Annotated in this window: 14 protein-coding genes; 5 read left to right on the top strand and 9 right to left on the bottom strand. The window is 64.6% G+C overall.

Features of this window, described 5'->3' with window-relative positions:
* Positions 1-63 precede the first annotated feature (63 nt).
* From JKL46_RS06745 to JKL46_RS06725, 5 genes are all read right to left on the bottom strand, one after another.
* Positions 64-1,239 carry a Gfo/Idh/MocA family protein gene (locus JKL46_RS06745; protein WP_201831144.1) on the bottom strand — a complete coding sequence of 392 codons (1,176 nt, stop codon included), beginning with the start codon at positions 1,237-1,239 and terminating at the stop codon, positions 64-66.
* 18 nt (positions 1,240-1,257) lie between these two features.
* On the bottom strand, positions 1,258-2,316 hold the full coding sequence (locus JKL46_RS06740; RefSeq protein WP_201831143.1) for a sugar phosphate isomerase/epimerase family protein: 1,059 nt from the start codon (positions 2,314-2,316) through the stop codon (positions 1,258-1,260).
* Positions 2,317-2,642: 326 nt separating this feature from the next.
* Positions 2,643-3,593 carry a substrate-binding domain-containing protein gene (locus tag JKL46_RS06735; protein ID WP_201831138.1) on the bottom strand — a complete coding sequence of 317 codons (951 nt, stop codon included), beginning with the start codon at positions 3,591-3,593 and terminating at the stop codon, positions 2,643-2,645.
* Positions 3,594-3,658: 65 nt separating this feature from the next.
* On the bottom strand, positions 3,659-4,657 hold the full coding sequence (locus tag JKL46_RS06730) for an ABC transporter permease (protein WP_201831130.1): 999 nt from the start codon (positions 4,655-4,657) through the stop codon (positions 3,659-3,661).
* Positions 4,654-6,174, bottom strand: a complete 1,521-nt coding sequence (locus JKL46_RS06725) for a sugar ABC transporter ATP-binding protein (RefSeq protein ID WP_201831128.1) — start codon at positions 6,172-6,174, stop codon at positions 4,654-4,656. The genes JKL46_RS06730 and JKL46_RS06725 overlap by 4 nt, the downstream gene beginning before the upstream one ends.
* A 256-nt stretch (positions 6,175-6,430) precedes the next feature.
* Between JKL46_RS06725 and JKL46_RS06720 the strand changes: the two genes are divergently transcribed.
* Positions 6,431-7,492, top strand: coding sequence for a LacI family DNA-binding transcriptional regulator (locus tag JKL46_RS06720; protein WP_201831127.1), 1,062 nt, complete (start codon positions 6,431-6,433; stop codon positions 7,490-7,492).
* Positions 7,493-7,497: 5 nt separating this feature from the next.
* On the opposite strand, the gene JKL46_RS06715 is transcribed toward JKL46_RS06720, so the two are convergent.
* On the bottom strand, positions 7,498-7,863 hold the full coding sequence (locus tag JKL46_RS06715) for a hypothetical protein (protein WP_201831126.1): 366 nt from the start codon (positions 7,861-7,863) through the stop codon (positions 7,498-7,500).
* Between the two features lie 342 nt (positions 7,864-8,205).
* Here JKL46_RS06715 and JKL46_RS06710 point away from each other — a divergent pair, with 342 nt between their 5' ends.
* Positions 8,206-8,619, top strand: a complete 414-nt coding sequence (locus tag JKL46_RS06710; protein WP_201831125.1) for a VOC family protein — start codon at positions 8,206-8,208, stop codon at positions 8,617-8,619.
* An 18-nt stretch (positions 8,620-8,637) separates the two neighbouring features.
* On the opposite strand, the gene JKL46_RS06705 is transcribed toward JKL46_RS06710, so the two are convergent.
* Positions 8,638-10,269: an alpha-D-glucose phosphate-specific phosphoglucomutase gene (locus JKL46_RS06705; RefSeq protein WP_201831119.1), complete on the bottom strand. Its 1,632-nt coding sequence runs from the start codon at positions 10,267-10,269 to the stop codon at positions 8,638-8,640.
* A gap of 210 nt (positions 10,270-10,479) precedes the next feature.
* Positions 10,480-10,740 (bottom strand): hypothetical protein, encoded by a 261-nt coding sequence (locus JKL46_RS06700; RefSeq protein ID WP_201831117.1) that lies wholly within the window; start codon positions 10,738-10,740, stop codon positions 10,480-10,482.
* A gap of 185 nt (positions 10,741-10,925) precedes the next feature.
* On the opposite strand from JKL46_RS06700, the gene JKL46_RS06695 reads away from it, so the two are divergent.
* Positions 10,926-11,912 carry a Bug family tripartite tricarboxylate transporter substrate binding protein gene (locus JKL46_RS06695; protein WP_201831115.1) on the top strand — a complete coding sequence of 329 codons (987 nt, stop codon included), beginning with the start codon at positions 10,926-10,928 and terminating at the stop codon, positions 11,910-11,912.
* A 9-nt stretch (positions 11,913-11,921) separates the two neighbouring features.
* Here the strand turns inward: JKL46_RS06695 and JKL46_RS06690 are convergent, their stop codons facing one another.
* Positions 11,922-12,737: a DUF1194 domain-containing protein gene (locus JKL46_RS06690; RefSeq protein ID WP_246529187.1), complete on the bottom strand. Its 816-nt coding sequence runs from the start codon at positions 12,735-12,737 to the stop codon at positions 11,922-11,924.
* A gap of 639 nt (positions 12,738-13,376) precedes the next feature.
* Here JKL46_RS06690 and JKL46_RS06685 point away from each other — a divergent pair.
* Positions 13,377-13,796, top strand: coding sequence for a DoxX family protein (locus JKL46_RS06685; protein ID WP_201831113.1), 420 nt, complete (start codon positions 13,377-13,379; stop codon positions 13,794-13,796).
* 208 nt (positions 13,797-14,004) lie between these two features.
* Complete coding sequence (locus tag JKL46_RS06680; RefSeq protein ID WP_201831110.1) at positions 14,005-14,301, top strand: hypothetical protein; 297 nt, start codon at positions 14,005-14,007, stop codon at positions 14,299-14,301.
* The last annotated feature ends 254 nt before the right edge of the window (positions 14,302-14,555 follow it).

Genomic DNA, 14,555 nt, shown 5'->3' with positions numbered 1-14,555 from the left:
GGCGATTTCAAGGGAGCGGTGCGAAAGCCCTGCGGATGGCCGCAGGGCTCCCATGGATGGAGTCTACAGATCGACCCAGGCGGCCTTCCGCTGCGAGGAGCGCACGGCCGCCTCGATGAAACGCACGCCGCGCACGCCATGCTCGACGCCCGGTACCTGGAGCGAGAAGGGGTTGGGATCGCGCTTCTCGATTCGGGCCGTGATCTGCTCGGCCACATCCGTGTAGAGCTGGGCGAAGCCCTCGAGATAGCCTTCCGGATGGCCGCCGGGGATGCGCGAGGCGGCGCGGGAGACATCGTCCGCGCCGTAGCCGTTGCGGCGGATCATGCGCGGCGGCTCGCCCAAGGCTGAGAAGGTGAGATAATTCGGGTTCTCCTGATGCCATTCGAGGCCCGCCTTCTCGCCATAGACGCGGATGCGCAGGCAGTTCTCGAGGCCGGAAGCCACTTGGCTGCACCAGAGCATGCCCTTCGCGCCGGAAGTGAAGCGCAGCATCATATGGGCGTTGTCGTCGAGGCGGCGTCCCTCCACGAAGGTGTGGAGCTCCGCCGAAAGCGAGGCGACCTCGTCGCCCACGATGAACTCGGCGAGGTTGAAGGCGTGCGTGCCGATATCTCCGACCGCGCCGGCGGGCCCCGAGCGGGCAGGGTCCGTGCGCCACTCGGCCTGTTTGCTCCCCGTTTCTTCCACGCGGGTGGCGAGCCAGTCCTGCGCATATTCCACCTGCACGACGCGGATCGCACCGAGCTCGCCCGCCTGCACCATGGCGCGCGCCTGCCGCACGAGCGGATAGCCGGTGTAGTTGTGCGTGACTGCGAAGATCAGGCCGGATTCACGTGCGAGCTTTGCCAGCTGATCGGCTTCACGCCGCGTGGTCGTCAGCGGCTTGTCGCAGATCACATGGATGCCGGCCTTGAGAAAGGCGCGCGCCGCGGCCGCATGGGCATGGTTCGGCGTGACGATGGCGACCGCGTCGATGCCGTCCTTCAGCCGCCGCTCGCGCCGCGCCATCTCGTTGAAGTCGCCATAGACGCGGTCCGGCTTCAGCAGCAGATCCTCGCCGGAGGCCTTGGCCCGTTCCGGGTCGGAGGAGAGCGCGCCCGCCACCAGCTCCCAGCGGTCGTCGAGACGCGCCGCGATGCGGTGCACCGCGCCGATGAAGGCGCCACGCCCGCCGCCGACCATGCCGAGGCGCAGGCGGCGGTTCAGCTTCTGATCGGGAGATCCTGCAATCGTCATATCTCGCCCCTTTGTCGCTTACGCGTCGATGCCGAGCATGCGGCGGTTGGCGGACTCGTCCGTTCCGCCGGCGGCGAAATCGTCGAAGGCCTTTTCCGTCACGCGGATAATGTTGGCCTTGATGAACTCCGCACCCTCGCGCGCACCGTCCTCGGGATGCTTCAACGCGCATTCCCATTCGAGCACGGCCCAGGAATCGTAGTCGTATTGCGCGAGCTTGGAGAAGACGGCGTTGAAATCCACCTGCCCGTCGCCGAGGGAGCGGAAGCGTCCGGCGCGGTTGATCCAGCTCTCGTAGCCGCCATAGACGCCGACGCGGCCCGATGGGTTGAACTCCGCGTCCTTGGCATGGAACGCCTTGATGCGCTCGTGATAGAGATCGATGAAGGCGACGTAGTCGAGCTGCTGCAGCAGGAAGTGGCTCGGATCGTAATTGATGCAGGCGCGGGCATGGCCGCCGACCGCATCGACGAAGCGCTCGAAGGTGGCGCCGTCGTGGATGTCCTCGCCGGGATGGATTTCGTAGCAGACGTCGCAGCCCGCATCCTCATAGGCATCGAGGATCGGCGTCCACCGGCGCCCCATCTCCTCGAAGGCGGTCTCGACGAGGCCGGCGGGACGCTGCGGCCAGGGATACATGAACGGCCAGGCGAGCGCGCCGGAGAAGGTGACGCTGGCTTTCAGCCCCAGGCGCTTCGAGGCTTTGGCCGCCATCAGCATCTGGTTCACGGCCCATTCCTGCCGCGCCTTCGAATTGCCGCGCACCTCCGGCGCCGCAAATCCGTCGAAGGCTTCGTCATAGGCCGGATGCACGGCGACGAGCTGGCCCTGGAGATGCGTCGAGAGTTCGGTGATCTCCATGCCGTGCGAGCGCACGATCCCGGTGATCTCGTCGCAATACTCGGCGGAGTCCGCTGCCTTCTTGAGATCGATGAGGCGAGCATCCCAAGTGGGAATCTGCACGCCCCTGTAGCCGAGGGAGGCCGCCCAGCGGCAGATCGCGTCGAGCGAGTTGAACGGAGCCTCGTCCCCTGCGAACTGCGCAAGGTAAAGGCCGGGACCCTTCATGGTCTTCATGGTGAACTCCTGGTATTCCCCTCCCCCTTGCGGGGAGGGGCAGGGGTGGGGTGGTGCGACGGGGTGAAACTGCTCCGTCATGGCCGGGCTCGTCCCGGCCATCCCAATTCTATGAAGCGCCGCGCTTTCTTAATCGGGATCACCGGCACAAGGCCGGTGATGACGTGGTAGAATGAGCGTCGGCAATCTCGTCGAGCGCATCGCTCCGACTTTGCGACCCCCACCCTCAATCCCTCCCCGCCGCAAATCGGGTGTTCCCGATTTGCGTCTTATCAAGCTCATCTCAGGCAAGCCTGAGATGAGCGGGGAGGGAAGAGGTGTCTCGCTTAGAACGGCGAGTTCGGGAAGTAGTGCTCCTTGGCGTTGTCCTTCGTGATCAGCTGGGCGTTGAGCACGTAGGTGCCGCGCATGGGAGCGCTGGTGTAGAAGTTCGCCGCGGTGACGACCATGGCGGTGGCGATCATCGACGGCGGATAGGACACGTCGGCCGGGATCATCTTGTCGCCGTCCATCACCTTCTTGACCATGTCCTTCATGCCGGCGCCGCCGAGGACGAACTTGATGTCCTCGCGCTTGCCCTGGCGGATGGCTTCCATGACGCCGAGCGCCATGTCGTCGTCGGAGGCCCAGACCGCGTCGATCTTCGGATGCTTGGCGAGGTAGTCCTGCATCACCTTGAAGGCGTCGTCGCGGTTCCAGTTGGCATATTGCTTGTCGATCACCTTCACGCCCGAACCTTCGAGAGCCTTCTCGAAGTTCGTCACGCGCTCCTCGTCGATCACCGTCGGGATGCCGCGGAAGACCACCACGTTGCCCTGCTTCAGGTTGTCGACGAAGTACTTGCCGGCGACGCGGCCGAACTCGGGATTGTTGCCGGCGACGTAGATGTCCTGGATCGACGCGTCCTTGAGGCCGCGATCGACCACCGTAATGAAGGTGCCGCGCTTCTTGATCTCGCGGACGGGGTTCGTCAGCTCGTCCGAGTTGAAGGGCAGGACCACCAGCGCATCGACCTTCTGCGAGGTGAGATCGTCGAGCGCGTTCGCCTGGGAGGCGCCGTCGGGCGAGGTCTTCACCACGACCTTGAGGCCCGGATAGGTCTTCTCGAGCTGCTTGGCCGTCTCCTGCGCGTGATAGACGACGCCGCCGGTCCAGCCGTGGGTCGCGGCCGGGATCGAGACGCCGATCGTCACGTTCTTCTGCTGGGCCATCGCGCCGGTGGCGACGCCGGCCATGAGGCCCGCCGCCATTGCGATCTTCAGTACCGTTGCTTTCATTTCATTCCTCCCTGGAGTGTCGTTTTAAGCCCTTTGTCCCTTCTCCGGTGGGCTTAAGCCCGGTTTCATCGCCCGCGGTGGACTGACCGCTGCACGAGCATGGCGATAATGATGATGGCACCCTGAACCGCGCCCACGAGGAACTCGGAGACGAAATTCGACAGCACCATGATATTGGCGACGAGTTCGAGGATTACTGCGCCGACCACAGTACCCCAGACGCGGCCGATGCCGCCCCGAAGCGCCGTGCCGCCGATGACCACGGCCGTGATGGCCTGCAATTCCCACAGCAGGCCGGTGGTCGGCGTGGCCGAGCCGAGGCGCGGCACGTAGACCAGCACGGCGATGCCGACGCAGATGCCCTGGATGATGTAGGTGAGCGTGCGCACGCGCCAGATCGGCACGCCGGAATAGCGGGCCACGTCTTCGTTGGAGCCGAGCGCCACCACGTGGCGGCCGAAGGATGTGCGGTAGAGGATCAGCGCGCCGATGGCGGCCACCACGAGAAAGGCGATGATCGGAATCGGAATGCCGAAGATGCTGCCGAAATAGACCGGGCGATACATTTCGCGCAGGTCGAAATTGCGCATGGTGATGGTGCCGCCCGCCGCCAGCCAGATCACGAGCGAGCGGAAGATGCCCATGGTGCCGAGCGTCACGATGAAGGGCTCGATGCGCCCGAAGGTGACGATGAGGCCGTTCGCCAGCCCGCAGGTGGCGCTGAGCGCGATGGCGACCAGCATGCCGATGGCGAGCGTGCCGAGATCACCGCCGCCGAGATTGTTGAGCGTCAGGATCATGACGCCGGCCGTCAGCGCCGCCATGGAGCCGACCGAGAGGTCGAGGCCGCCGCCGGCGATGACGAAAGTGGCGCCCACCGCAATGATGGCGATGAAGGCCGAGCGCGTCACCACGTTGAGCAGGTTCGACGTGGTGAGGAAATCCGGATTGATCAACGCGCCGGCGATCACGAGCACGAGAAGCGCGATGAAGGGCGAGAGCGCCCGCATGTCGATGGAGAAGCGGCGCTTCTCGGCGCCGGTGCGAAGCACGGATTCGGTCATGCGGTGCCCGCGGCGATTTCCGCCGCCCTTTCTTCGTGAACGCCAGTGGCGAGATAGACGATGGAATCCTCGGACAGGTCGGCTTGCGCGACCTCCCCGGCGACACGCCCGTTGCGCATCACCACGACCCGGTGGCACAGCCCGATCAGCTCCTGCATCTCGGAGGAGATGACGACGACGGCGCGGCCTTCCGCGGCGAGGGAAGCGATGAAGCGGTAGATCTGCTCCTTGGTGCCGATGTCGACGCCGCGGGTCGGTTCGTCGATGATGACGATGCGCGGCTCCACCAGCATCATCTTGGCGAGCAGGAGCTTCTGCTGGTTGCCGCCGGACAATTGCCCCGCCAGAAGGTCACGCCGACGGGTGCGGATGTCGAAATCCTTGATCGCCTTGTCGAGCGCCTGCTCCTCGGCGCCTCCGTCGATGAACGATCCGCGGGTGAACTTCTCCAGCGCCGCGAGGGACAGGTTGACCCGCAGGTTCTGCTGCAGCAGGAGGCCTTTGCCCTTCCGGTCCTCCGATAGATAGACGATGCCCGCCGCCATGGCCTCGCGGGCGTCACGGAAATGAACCTGCTTGCCGTCGAGGGTGATCGTGCCGTGGCCCGGGCGCAATCCGACGATGCTCTCGAACAACTCCGTGCGGCCGGCGCCGATCAGGCCGCCGAAGCCGAGGATCTCGCCGCGATGAAGCGTGAAGGACGCATTCTCGACAAAGCCCAGCACCGCCATGTCGCGCACGCTCAGTAGCGCCTGGTCGGAGGCGGTTTCCGGCTTTTCGGGATAGAGCTTGGACATGTCGCGCCCGACCATGAGGCGGGCCATCTCGAGCGGCTCGAGACCTTCGATGTCACGGGTCGCGATATGGCGCCCGTCGCGCAGGACAGTGACGCGATCCGCAATCGCCTTCACCTCGTTCAGGCGATGGGAGATGTAGAGGACGGCGACGCCCTGCGCGCGCAGCTTGCGGATGATCTCGAACAGGCTTTCGGCCTCGATGGGCGTGAGAACCGCCGTCGGTTCGTCGAAGGCGACGACCTTGTGCGGCACCAGCAGAGCGCGGGCGATCTGTACCAATTGCCGGTCGGCGATGGAAAGGCGGCGGACCTCCCGGTCCGGGTCTATCTTTGTGCCGAGCTCCTGCAGGATGGCGCGCGTCCGCTCGCGCATGGCCGCGTCGTCGACGAAGCCGAAGCGCCGGATCTCGCGTCCGAGAAAGAGGTTTTGCGCCACCGTCAGATCCGGCGCGAGCAGAATTTCCTGGTGGACGAGAACGATGCCCTGGCTCTCCGCATCGACCGGCCCAGAGAACGTGACCGGCTGCCCGTTCAGATGAAGAGTGCCTTTGGTCGGCGGCAGATGACCCGAGAGGATCCGCATCAGGGTCGACTTGCCGGCCCCGTTCTCTCCGATGACCGCATGCACCTCACCGGGCTTCAGGTCGAGCGAAATCCCGCTCAGGACCTCGATCGGCCCGAAGGACTTGGAGATGCTCTCTGCGCGAAGAACGGAATCCATGAACTGCTCCGGATGAACGACAGCGCTCGCCCGCTTGGACGAAGGCGGTGGCCGGCAAGACTGTGCCGGATGACGTTCAGCTGGATGAGGCGTGAGCTGGCATTCGTTTCCTCCTGCTTGCGCCCTGTCCTCTTGCGGGACCTTTTGCGCCATAAAAACCCTCGACAGCTGCGACGAGGGTTCCATGTAATCGTTTACATGAAACTTTACCCAAACCACGGCTTCTGTCAAACAGAACCATCGTAGGGGGAGATCCATGGACGAGGCCGGGCAGGGAGACAGATCGGAGCACGAGGGCGTCCCGCTCCGCGCCGCCCGGATCCAGGACGTCGCGAAGCTCGCCGAAGTTTCGACCGCCACCGTCAGCCGCGCGCTGGCCACGCCGGAGCGCGTCTCGGCCGAGGCGCGGGCAAGGGTGCAGGAGGCCATCGCCAAGACGGGCTACGTGCCGAATCTCGCGGCCCGCAGCCTGCGCTCTCAGAAAACCGGCATGGTGCTCGTGGTCCTGCCGGACCTTGCCAACACATTCTTCTCCAAGATTTTGCGGGGCATCGAGGAGACCCTTTTCGAGGCCGGTTACGGCATGATCATCAGCGATCTCGACGGCTCGCCCGAAAAGGAGGCGCATTTCGCAGCCTTTACCGCCGCGGGCCGCGTGGACGGTGCCATCCTCCTCAACGGCCACCTGTTCGGCCAGACGCGGGAAGGGGAGGGAAAGCCGGCCAAGATCAAGATCCCGCTCGTAGCGCTGTGCGAAGCGATCCCGGGAGTCGACATTCCGCAGATCGAGATCGACAACCGGGCCGCAGCCTCCAGGATGACGCAGCATCTCGCGTCGCTGGGCCATCACAGCATCGCCTATGTGAGCGGCCCTGCCATCAACATCCTCGAACGGGAGCGCTTTCAGGGCTTCAAGGACGGACTTGAGGCGGCGGGCCTGCCGTTCGATCCGGAACTCGTCATTCCAGGCGACTATACCGTCGCATCCGGGGTCGCGGCTGGCCAGAACCTGGTCGCGCGATCGGGCCGTCCGAGCGCCGTGTTCTGCACCAGCGACGAAATGGCGATCGGCCTCATGCGCACCCTGTTCTCGGCGGGATTGAAGGTGCCCGAAGATATCTCGGTGACGGGGTTCGACGACATCGAGTTCGCCGCGGTGGCGGAGCCAGCTCTGACCACGATCCACCAGCCGCGCCGGGAACTCGGGCAGGCTGCGGCGACGGTGCTGATCAATCTCCTGCAGGGACGTCCGACGCCCAAACGGATAAGGCTGGAGACGGAGCTGGTGATCCGCGACAGCGTCCGGCCGCGGGCCTGAAAGGCTCAGACCATCGCGAAGGCGCCGACGAACAGCACCAGAAGGAGACCGATGAAGCCGACAAAGGCGTAAAGCGCCTTGTGCGACTGACCGTGGGCATAGCTGTCCCTTTCGGCTCCGTCCTGCCAGCGCGTGGAGGCTTCCTGATGCCGGGCGAGATCGACCCGTTCGTGGCTTGGCGGCGTGCCGGCTGCCTCGTCGTCGGTGCCGAGTGGGGAAAGGCCGGGATCGAAGGCCGGGTTCTTGTCGCCCGTGCGCCCGCTGTCGATATCGCCCTTCAGCTGTGCCGTGGTCGAGCGAGCGTTCATGGGCGGCGCGTCTATCGGCTGCATCGTATAGGCCGGGGGAATGTCGTGGTAACGGGTGGACATCGGACCTCTCCCCGGCTTTGCCGTGCTTGGGAGGAAACCATCGGGATCCGGCAAGGGTTCCTGACGGCCACGCTTTGGGCTGCAGGCAAGAAAAAAGGCCGTTGTTGCCAACGGCCCGAAGTTTAGGGAGGAAACGCCCAAGAAGGGCAGCAACGCTGCGACGCCAATCGCCGTGTTGCAATGCAATAGATAAGGGGTGGGTCCACGGTCTTCAAGGTCAAAAGGTCAGCATCGTTGCCCAATTTTTTGCCGCTCTGAAAGGCAAGGTTTTCAAGGGGAACTGGACATCGCGAAGGCGCCCGTGGACAAAATGCAGGCAGTCAGCATTCCAAGAGGTCAGATATGCCCAGGCTGAATGCCGTTCTCGAGACCGCGCTTTACGTGGATGACCTGTCTCGGGCCAAGGCCTTCTACGAGGCCGACCTCGGCCTGAAACTCCTCTTCGGCATCCAGCGCATGTGCGCCTTCGATGTGGGCGGGAAAAGCGTGCTGCTTCTTTTCCTGCGCGGCGGCTCGAACGAGCCGATGCCGACCCCTGGCGGGACCATCCCACCCCATGACGGGCAGGGACCGCTCCATATCGGCTTCGCCGTTGCCGCGGACGAGCTCGCCGCGTGGGAGGTGCGTCTGCAGGAGCGCAGCATCCCTATCGAGAGCAAAATGACCTGGTCGCGCGGCGGTACGAGCCTGTATTTCCGGGATCCGGACGGACATCTCCTGGAACTGGCGACGCCGGGGCTCTGGGCGATCTACTGAGCTGGCGTCATCCGGGATTCAGGTCACGACGCTCGGCTCGTTGCGGCCGGTGCGGGCCGCGATTTCCGCGATCTCGCCTGCCGCCTGTGCCACCGGCGCCAGTACCTCGGCGGTCGGCAGGTCGTGCCGGTCCGCATTCGGCTCGAAACGCTCGAGATAGACCCTGAGCGTCGCGCCCGAGGTGCCGGTTCCCGACAGCCGGAAGACCGCGCGGGCATCCTCCTCGAAGAGGATGCGGATGCCCTGTTTCGGCGTCACCGATTGATCGACCGGATCGGTATAGGCGAAGTCGTCGCAGGTCTTGACCGTGAGCCCGCCGAAACGCTGGCCGGGCAGGGTGGGAAGCTTGGCGCGAAGCGCTTCCATCAGCGCGTTCGCCGGTGCGGTCTCGAGTTCCTCGTAATCGTGGCGAGTATAGTAGTCGCGCCCGAAACTCGCCCAGTGCTCGCGCACGATCTGGGCCGCCGGCTTCTTCGTGACAGCGAGGATGTTGAGCCACAGCAGTACGGCCCACAGGCCGTCCTTCTCGCGGATATGGTTCGAGCCCGTACCCGCGCTCTCCTCGCCGCAGATCGTGATCAGGCCGGCATCGAGCAGGTTGGCGAAGAACTTCCAGCCCGTGGGCGTCTCGAAGCAGTTGATGCCGAGCTTTTCCGCGACCCGGTCGGCGGCGCGGCTCGTCGGCATCGAGCGCGCCACGCCGGCAAGTCCTTTGGCGTAGCCGGGTGCCAGATGGGCGTGGCTTGTCAGAATGGCGAGGCTGTCGCTCGGCGTCACGAAGAGGCCCTTCGCCACGATCATGTTGCGGTCGCCGTCGCCGTCGGAGGCGGCGCCGAAGTCGGGCGCATCGGGGCCGTACATCAGCTCCATGAGGTCATGGGCGTGGACTGGGTTCGGATCGGGATGATGACCGCCGAAATCCGGCATCGGTTCTCCATTTACAACCGTGCCTTCCGGCGCACCGAGACGGCCCTCGAGGATCGTCTTGGCGTAGGGTCCGGTGATGGCGCTGAGCGCATCGAAGCGCATGCGGAAACCGGAGCGGAACAACGCGGCGATCTTGTCGAAATCGATCAGCTGCTCCATCAGCTCCGCATAATCCGCGACCGGATCGATCACCTCGACCGACATACCGCCGACCTTGGTCGCGCCGATGCGGCCGAGATCGATATCCGGCGCATCGACGATCTTGTATTCGGCGATCTCGCTTGCGCGCTTGAAAACCGCCTCCGTGAAGGATTCCGGTGCCGGTCCGCCGTGGGACATGTTGAACTTGATGCCGAAATCGCCGTCGGGTCCACCGGGATTGTGGCTCGCGGAGAGCACGAGGCCGCCGACGGCCTCGTGCTTGCGGATCACGCAGGAGGCGGCGGGCGTGGACAAAAGTCCTTTCTGCCCGACGAGAACGCGGCCGAAGCCGTTTGCGGCCGCCATCCTGATCGCGATCTGGACGACGGAATCGTTGAAGAAGCGCCCGTCGCCGCCGATCACCAGGGTTGCCCCGTCCTTAGCCTCGACGGTGTCGAAGATCGCCTGGACGAAGTTCTCCACATATCTGGGCTTTTGGAAGACGGTGACCTTCTTGCGCAGGCCCGACGTGCCGGGGCGCTGGTCTGAAAACGGTGTCGTCGGAATGCGGGTGGTCACCATCGGTGCAGATCTTCCTTGAGCGCTCTCTCGAGCCGTTCTTGTGCCCTTCAGCGATCCCGAGCGGAATCGCGTCCATTTTAGGGCCGCCGACAGCAGATGCCACTGCCAAGATGAAGGCTGCGTGAAGGTCCGGCATTCGGATGGAACATTCTTCCGATAACCCTGGCACATCGTGCCGGAACGGATGTGCCAGGGGTCTCGGGAGCGGGATCAGGGCTTTTTGCCGGATGACGTCTTGGAGGACTTGTCGGCTTCAGCCTGTTCGGGATTGGGAAGCCCGTCGCCGGCCGGCTTCACCTCCTCGGGGTTCGACACCGTCTTGCTGACGGGCTCCCGCGGCGGCTCCTTCTGCGGCGGAGGGCCGGCGACGGCCGAGCCGCCCATGTAGGAGGGCGGATCGCTGGCCGGGAAGGAATATTCCGAGCCGGCATCGACGAGTTCGTCCTCTGCCTTCTTCTTTTTCTCGCCCATCGTCTTCTCCTGTTCTGCAAAGCCATTCTTTGCTCGAGGGGAGAATGCGGGGAGCAGCGCCATGTTTCAGGCTTGGCGGTAAAAACGGGAAAGCGGTCCCGCTCCGGCTCTGGTCGGGGCGTCCTGTCCCGCTATCTGCTGCCGGACGCCGAAAACCATAACGGATCGATGTCCGGGAGAACGCCATGAGCCAGACCCGCCGCAGCCTTCTCACGTCCCTGGCCGCCGCTTCCGCGGCATCGGCCCTGGTGCCATGGGGGGCTTTTGCACAGGCCGGCTACCCCACACGGCCGGTCAAGGTGATCGTTCCCTACGCGGCCGGCGGCGGCACCGATTTCTTCGCCCGCCTGGTGTTCGGCGCCATGGGTGAGCAGCTCGGCCAGCAATTCGTGATCGAGAACCGGCCCGGCGCCGGCACCAATATCGGGGCCGAGGCGGTGGCGCGTGCGGAGCCCGACGGCTATACGCTGCTGCTCGGCGACACGGCGACCTTCGCCACCAACCGCACCCTCTACCGCAAGATCTCCTTCGACCCATACAAGGATTTCAGCCCGATCTCGCTGACCGGACGCTTCGCCCTCGTGCTCCTCGTCAACACGAGCAAGCTGCCGGTGACGTCGGTCGAGGAGATCGTGGTGGAGGCGAAGAAGACGCCCGGCCGCATCAATTATGCGACGCCGGGCTTGGGAAGCCCGTTCCATCTCGCCACCGAGCTGCTGTCGCAGGGCACCGGGATCAAGCTGACCCACGTGCCCTATCGCGGCGCGGCGCCGGCCGTACAGGATCTGGTCGCCGGGCAGGTCGACATGATGTTCATCGATTTCGCCACCGCCCGCTCGCAGATCTCGGGACCGATCCGGGCGGTGGCTGTGGCCTCGCCGGGAGAGTTCGCCGGCCTGCCGGGCGTGGCGCCGGTGGCGGCCCATCATCAGGGCTTCGAGGCCTGGGCCTGGCAGGGCTTCGTCGCTCCGGCGGGCACGCCGGCCGAGATCATCGCGAAGCTCAACGAGACCTATCGGCGGGTCATCGCCAATCCGGAGATCCGCGCCAAGCTCACCGCAGCCGGCATCGACGTGCTCCAGAGTTCGCCCGAGGAAATGGCGGCCTATATGCGGGAGGAGGGCGCCAAGTGGGATACGGTCATCAAGACCGCCGGCATCACCCTCGAATAGGCTTGCGCCTCAGTTCCTGTCCCAGCGATCCCATCGGTTGTTCCAGCGGTCGGCGTCCTGGCAGTTGACGGGAGCCTCCGCCTGAACCTTGCGGATCAGCGCATCTTGCGGTGCCGGGAGGGCTGCGATCTCACGGATGATCTTGGTGCGGATCGCATCCGCGAATTGCTGCCGCTCGCGCACGGGGACCAGGAAGGCTCCCTCGCCGCCGATCACGCAGCTCTTGTAGTAGAGATCGAGATGCTCCATGTCGCCGAAGCCCGACGGGCGCTTGAGCATGATCGGAAGTCCGTTGATGGTGATGCCCTTGGCGACCGCTTCGTCGCGTGCCGCAACCACGCCGCGCCCGCTGCTGTTGGGCCCGTCGCCCGAGACGTCGATGACCCGACGGATCGGCTCGACGCCGGTCTGGTCGAGGAGCTTCACGCCGAAATCGATGGCGCCGGAGATCGATGTGCGCCGGAGGCGCCCGATCGGATTGTCCTTGAGGCCGTCGGCGAATTTCACGGCGCTCTCGGGGCTGTCGATGATGGTCCAGGGAACGACGACGTTCTGGTGCTCGACTCCGGACCATTCCATGTATGTGACGATGATCCGTCCGACCATGCCGTTGCGGACGGCGTCGTGCACGACGGGAGAGCGGAAGGCTTCCATGAAGCCCTGGCGCTGAAGCTCCTGCTCGTCGGGATCCATCGAGCGGGAGACGTCGACGGCCAGAACCAGGGCCACATCGACCTCGGTTTCCTCCGCTCGGGCCTCGGGGGCAGGAAGCCATAGCGCCGCCGTCAAGACGGCGACGAGCATGCCGAGAAGCCTTCGATTCATCCCTGCCTCCATTCTGCTGAGCAAGGAAGCTGACAGGAAATGTCATTCCGGCAAGGCCGGATGATACAGGATCCAGGCGTAGAGGGCTCAATTTAGCGTGAGCGTCCTGTAGATAGCCTCAAGGACTGGCTCGTCATTCGGCGTGAAGCTCAGGCGGCTTGTCCCTCCCCCCTGTGGGGAGGGATTAAAGGTGGGGGTGCGAGTGGGAGTCCATCAGGATGTGGCTCGCGTTCACCCCTCCTTGAGGGAGAGGTCGCGCCGGAGGCGCGGGTGAGGGGTTGCGCCCTCTCCGGGTAACGCTCTCCCCCTCACCCTCGCTTTCGCTCGACCTCTCCCCACCGGGGAGAGGTGATGCCTGCGGCAGCCTCAGTGCTGAACTGGAAAAGCGCAGCGCTCACACCCCCACCTCCAACTCCTCCCCAGCGCAAGTCGGGTGTTCCTGACCTGCGGCAGACCAAGAAAAGTCTCGGGCAAGCCCGAGGCTTGTGGGGGAGGAGAGTTATCCCAGCTCGACTCTCAGGATCGCCCCACATGAATATCCGCAGAGACCGTTCCACTTCCGCAGGCCTGCCATATAACCCGGGCGGGGGAGGCCCGACCTCTCCTCGAAATGGTCTCGTACACGAGGTTCCGATAATCATGTCAGCCGCTCTCGACCGCTGGTCGCCTCAGGCCTTGGCGACCTTGAGAATCGTCACGGCCCTCCTTTTCATCGCGCATGGAACGCAGAAGCTGTTCGGCTTCCCTGCCCCTCCCGAGGGCGGCACGCCGGCGCTCTTCTCCCTCTTCGGCATCGGCGCCGTCCTCGAGCTGATCGGCGGCGTGCTAATCCTGGTGGGGTTCTTCACGCGGCCTATCGCCTTCATCCTCGCAGGCGAGATGGCCGTGGCCTATTGGATGTTCCATGCGCCCCAGAGCGTCTATCCGGTCCTGAACGGAGGCGATGCCGCCGTCCTGTTCTGCTTCGTGTTCCTGCTCTTCGTGTTCACCGGCCCGGGGGCCTGGAGCATCGATGGGGCGACGCAGCCGGCAGGGCGCAGGCATTCGTGGGAACGCTGAGACAGCATCCTATCCACAGGCAAGACGGAGCAGCGTCCGGAGGCCCGGCATTCCTACCCCGAAAGAGCGGGATCACTTACCCGACCCACGCGACTATTCTTGAGACCGGTATTTTTGGGAACGGTTTTGCCGGATCTCCGGTTTACCGAATGACCTCCGCATAAGAAGCGGATAATGCCGAAGCCGGTTGCGTTGCGTGGGAGTGAACATGGCCGAGATCATCGCTTTCAAGGATCTCAAGCGGATTGCGGATCGCTGCGAGGTGCTCACGCTTTTCGAGCCAAAGCGACCTGCCGCGAAGCGCGCCAAGGCTTCTCCCGAGACCAAGGCTTTCGAATTCCCGAGCTGCCGCCCCTTCATCTCCGGCAACCTGACCGACCTTTTCGAGCAGGCGAACGCGGTGGCGATGCGCCATCACCACGGCGACCCCAAGGTGTCGGCGGCCGTCGCCGAGAAATGCCTCGAGCTGATTCGCGTGCTGGACCTGCACGCGGAACCGGAATGAAGCGCCTCGTCCGCCGCAAGCGAAGCGATCTGCATTAACTTTAATTGTTCGAAGCCTGCCGATAGGGAAGTCGCCTCATTGACTCCTCGGCCGGGCTATAGAATTGTTCCGTCCTGAACATGATACCTGTGGCTGGTTGAGTTGTTTGCCGAACGCCGCGCAACTCAAAGGCATGATGCCATCCTGCCAGGTCGGTGCGAATCCGGCGGTTCTCAACCCCAATCCCTGATTTAATCGATCTCGGCCGTCGGGCC

The organism is Microvirga zambiensis WSM3693, from assembly GCF_016735695.1.
Taxonomy (GTDB): Bacteria; Pseudomonadota; Alphaproteobacteria; order Rhizobiales; family Beijerinckiaceae; genus Microvirga; species Microvirga zambiensis.
Note: the sequence above shows the minus strand (reverse complement) of the source record. Positions and strands in the feature narration are given on the sequence as shown.

Excerpts from the sequence above, each read along its gene's own strand:
- JKL46_RS06680 (WP_201831110.1), top strand. The coding sequence starts at position 14,005 with ATGGCCGAGATCATCGCTTTCAAGGATCTCAAGCGGATTGCGGATCGC.
- JKL46_RS06745 (WP_201831144.1), bottom strand. The coding sequence starts at position 1,239 with ATGACGATTGCAGGATCTCCCGATCAGAAGCTGAACCGCCGCCTGCGC.
- JKL46_RS06700 (WP_201831117.1), bottom strand. The coding sequence starts at position 10,740 with ATGGGCGAGAAAAAGAAGAAGGCAGAGGACGAACTCGTCGATGCCGGC.
- JKL46_RS06735 (WP_201831138.1), bottom strand. The coding sequence starts at position 3,593 with ATGAAAGCAACGGTACTGAAGATCGCAATGGCGGCGGGCCTCATGGCC.
- JKL46_RS06730 (WP_201831130.1), bottom strand. The coding sequence starts at position 4,657 with ATGACCGAATCCGTGCTTCGCACCGGCGCCGAGAAGCGCCGCTTCTCC.
- JKL46_RS06710 (WP_201831125.1), top strand. The coding sequence starts at position 8,206 with ATGCCCAGGCTGAATGCCGTTCTCGAGACCGCGCTTTACGTGGATGAC.
- JKL46_RS06740 (WP_201831143.1), bottom strand. The coding sequence starts at position 2,316 with ATGAAGACCATGAAGGGTCCCGGCCTTTACCTTGCGCAGTTCGCAGGG.
- JKL46_RS06690 (WP_246529187.1), bottom strand. The coding sequence starts at position 12,737 with ATGAATCGAAGGCTTCTCGGCATGCTCGTCGCCGTCTTGACGGCGGCG.
- JKL46_RS06725 (WP_201831128.1), bottom strand. The coding sequence starts at position 6,174 with ATGGATTCCGTTCTTCGCGCAGAGAGCATCTCCAAGTCCTTCGGGCCG.
- JKL46_RS06685 (WP_201831113.1), top strand. The coding sequence starts at position 13,377 with ATGTCAGCCGCTCTCGACCGCTGGTCGCCTCAGGCCTTGGCGACCTTG.
- JKL46_RS06720 (WP_201831127.1), top strand. The coding sequence starts at position 6,431 with ATGGACGAGGCCGGGCAGGGAGACAGATCGGAGCACGAGGGCGTCCCG.
- JKL46_RS06715 (WP_201831126.1), bottom strand. The coding sequence starts at position 7,863 with ATGTCCACCCGTTACCACGACATTCCCCCGGCCTATACGATGCAGCCG.
- JKL46_RS06695 (WP_201831115.1), top strand. The coding sequence starts at position 10,926 with ATGAGCCAGACCCGCCGCAGCCTTCTCACGTCCCTGGCCGCCGCTTCC.
- JKL46_RS06705 (WP_201831119.1), bottom strand. The coding sequence starts at position 10,269 with ATGGTGACCACCCGCATTCCGACGACACCGTTTTCAGACCAGCGCCCC.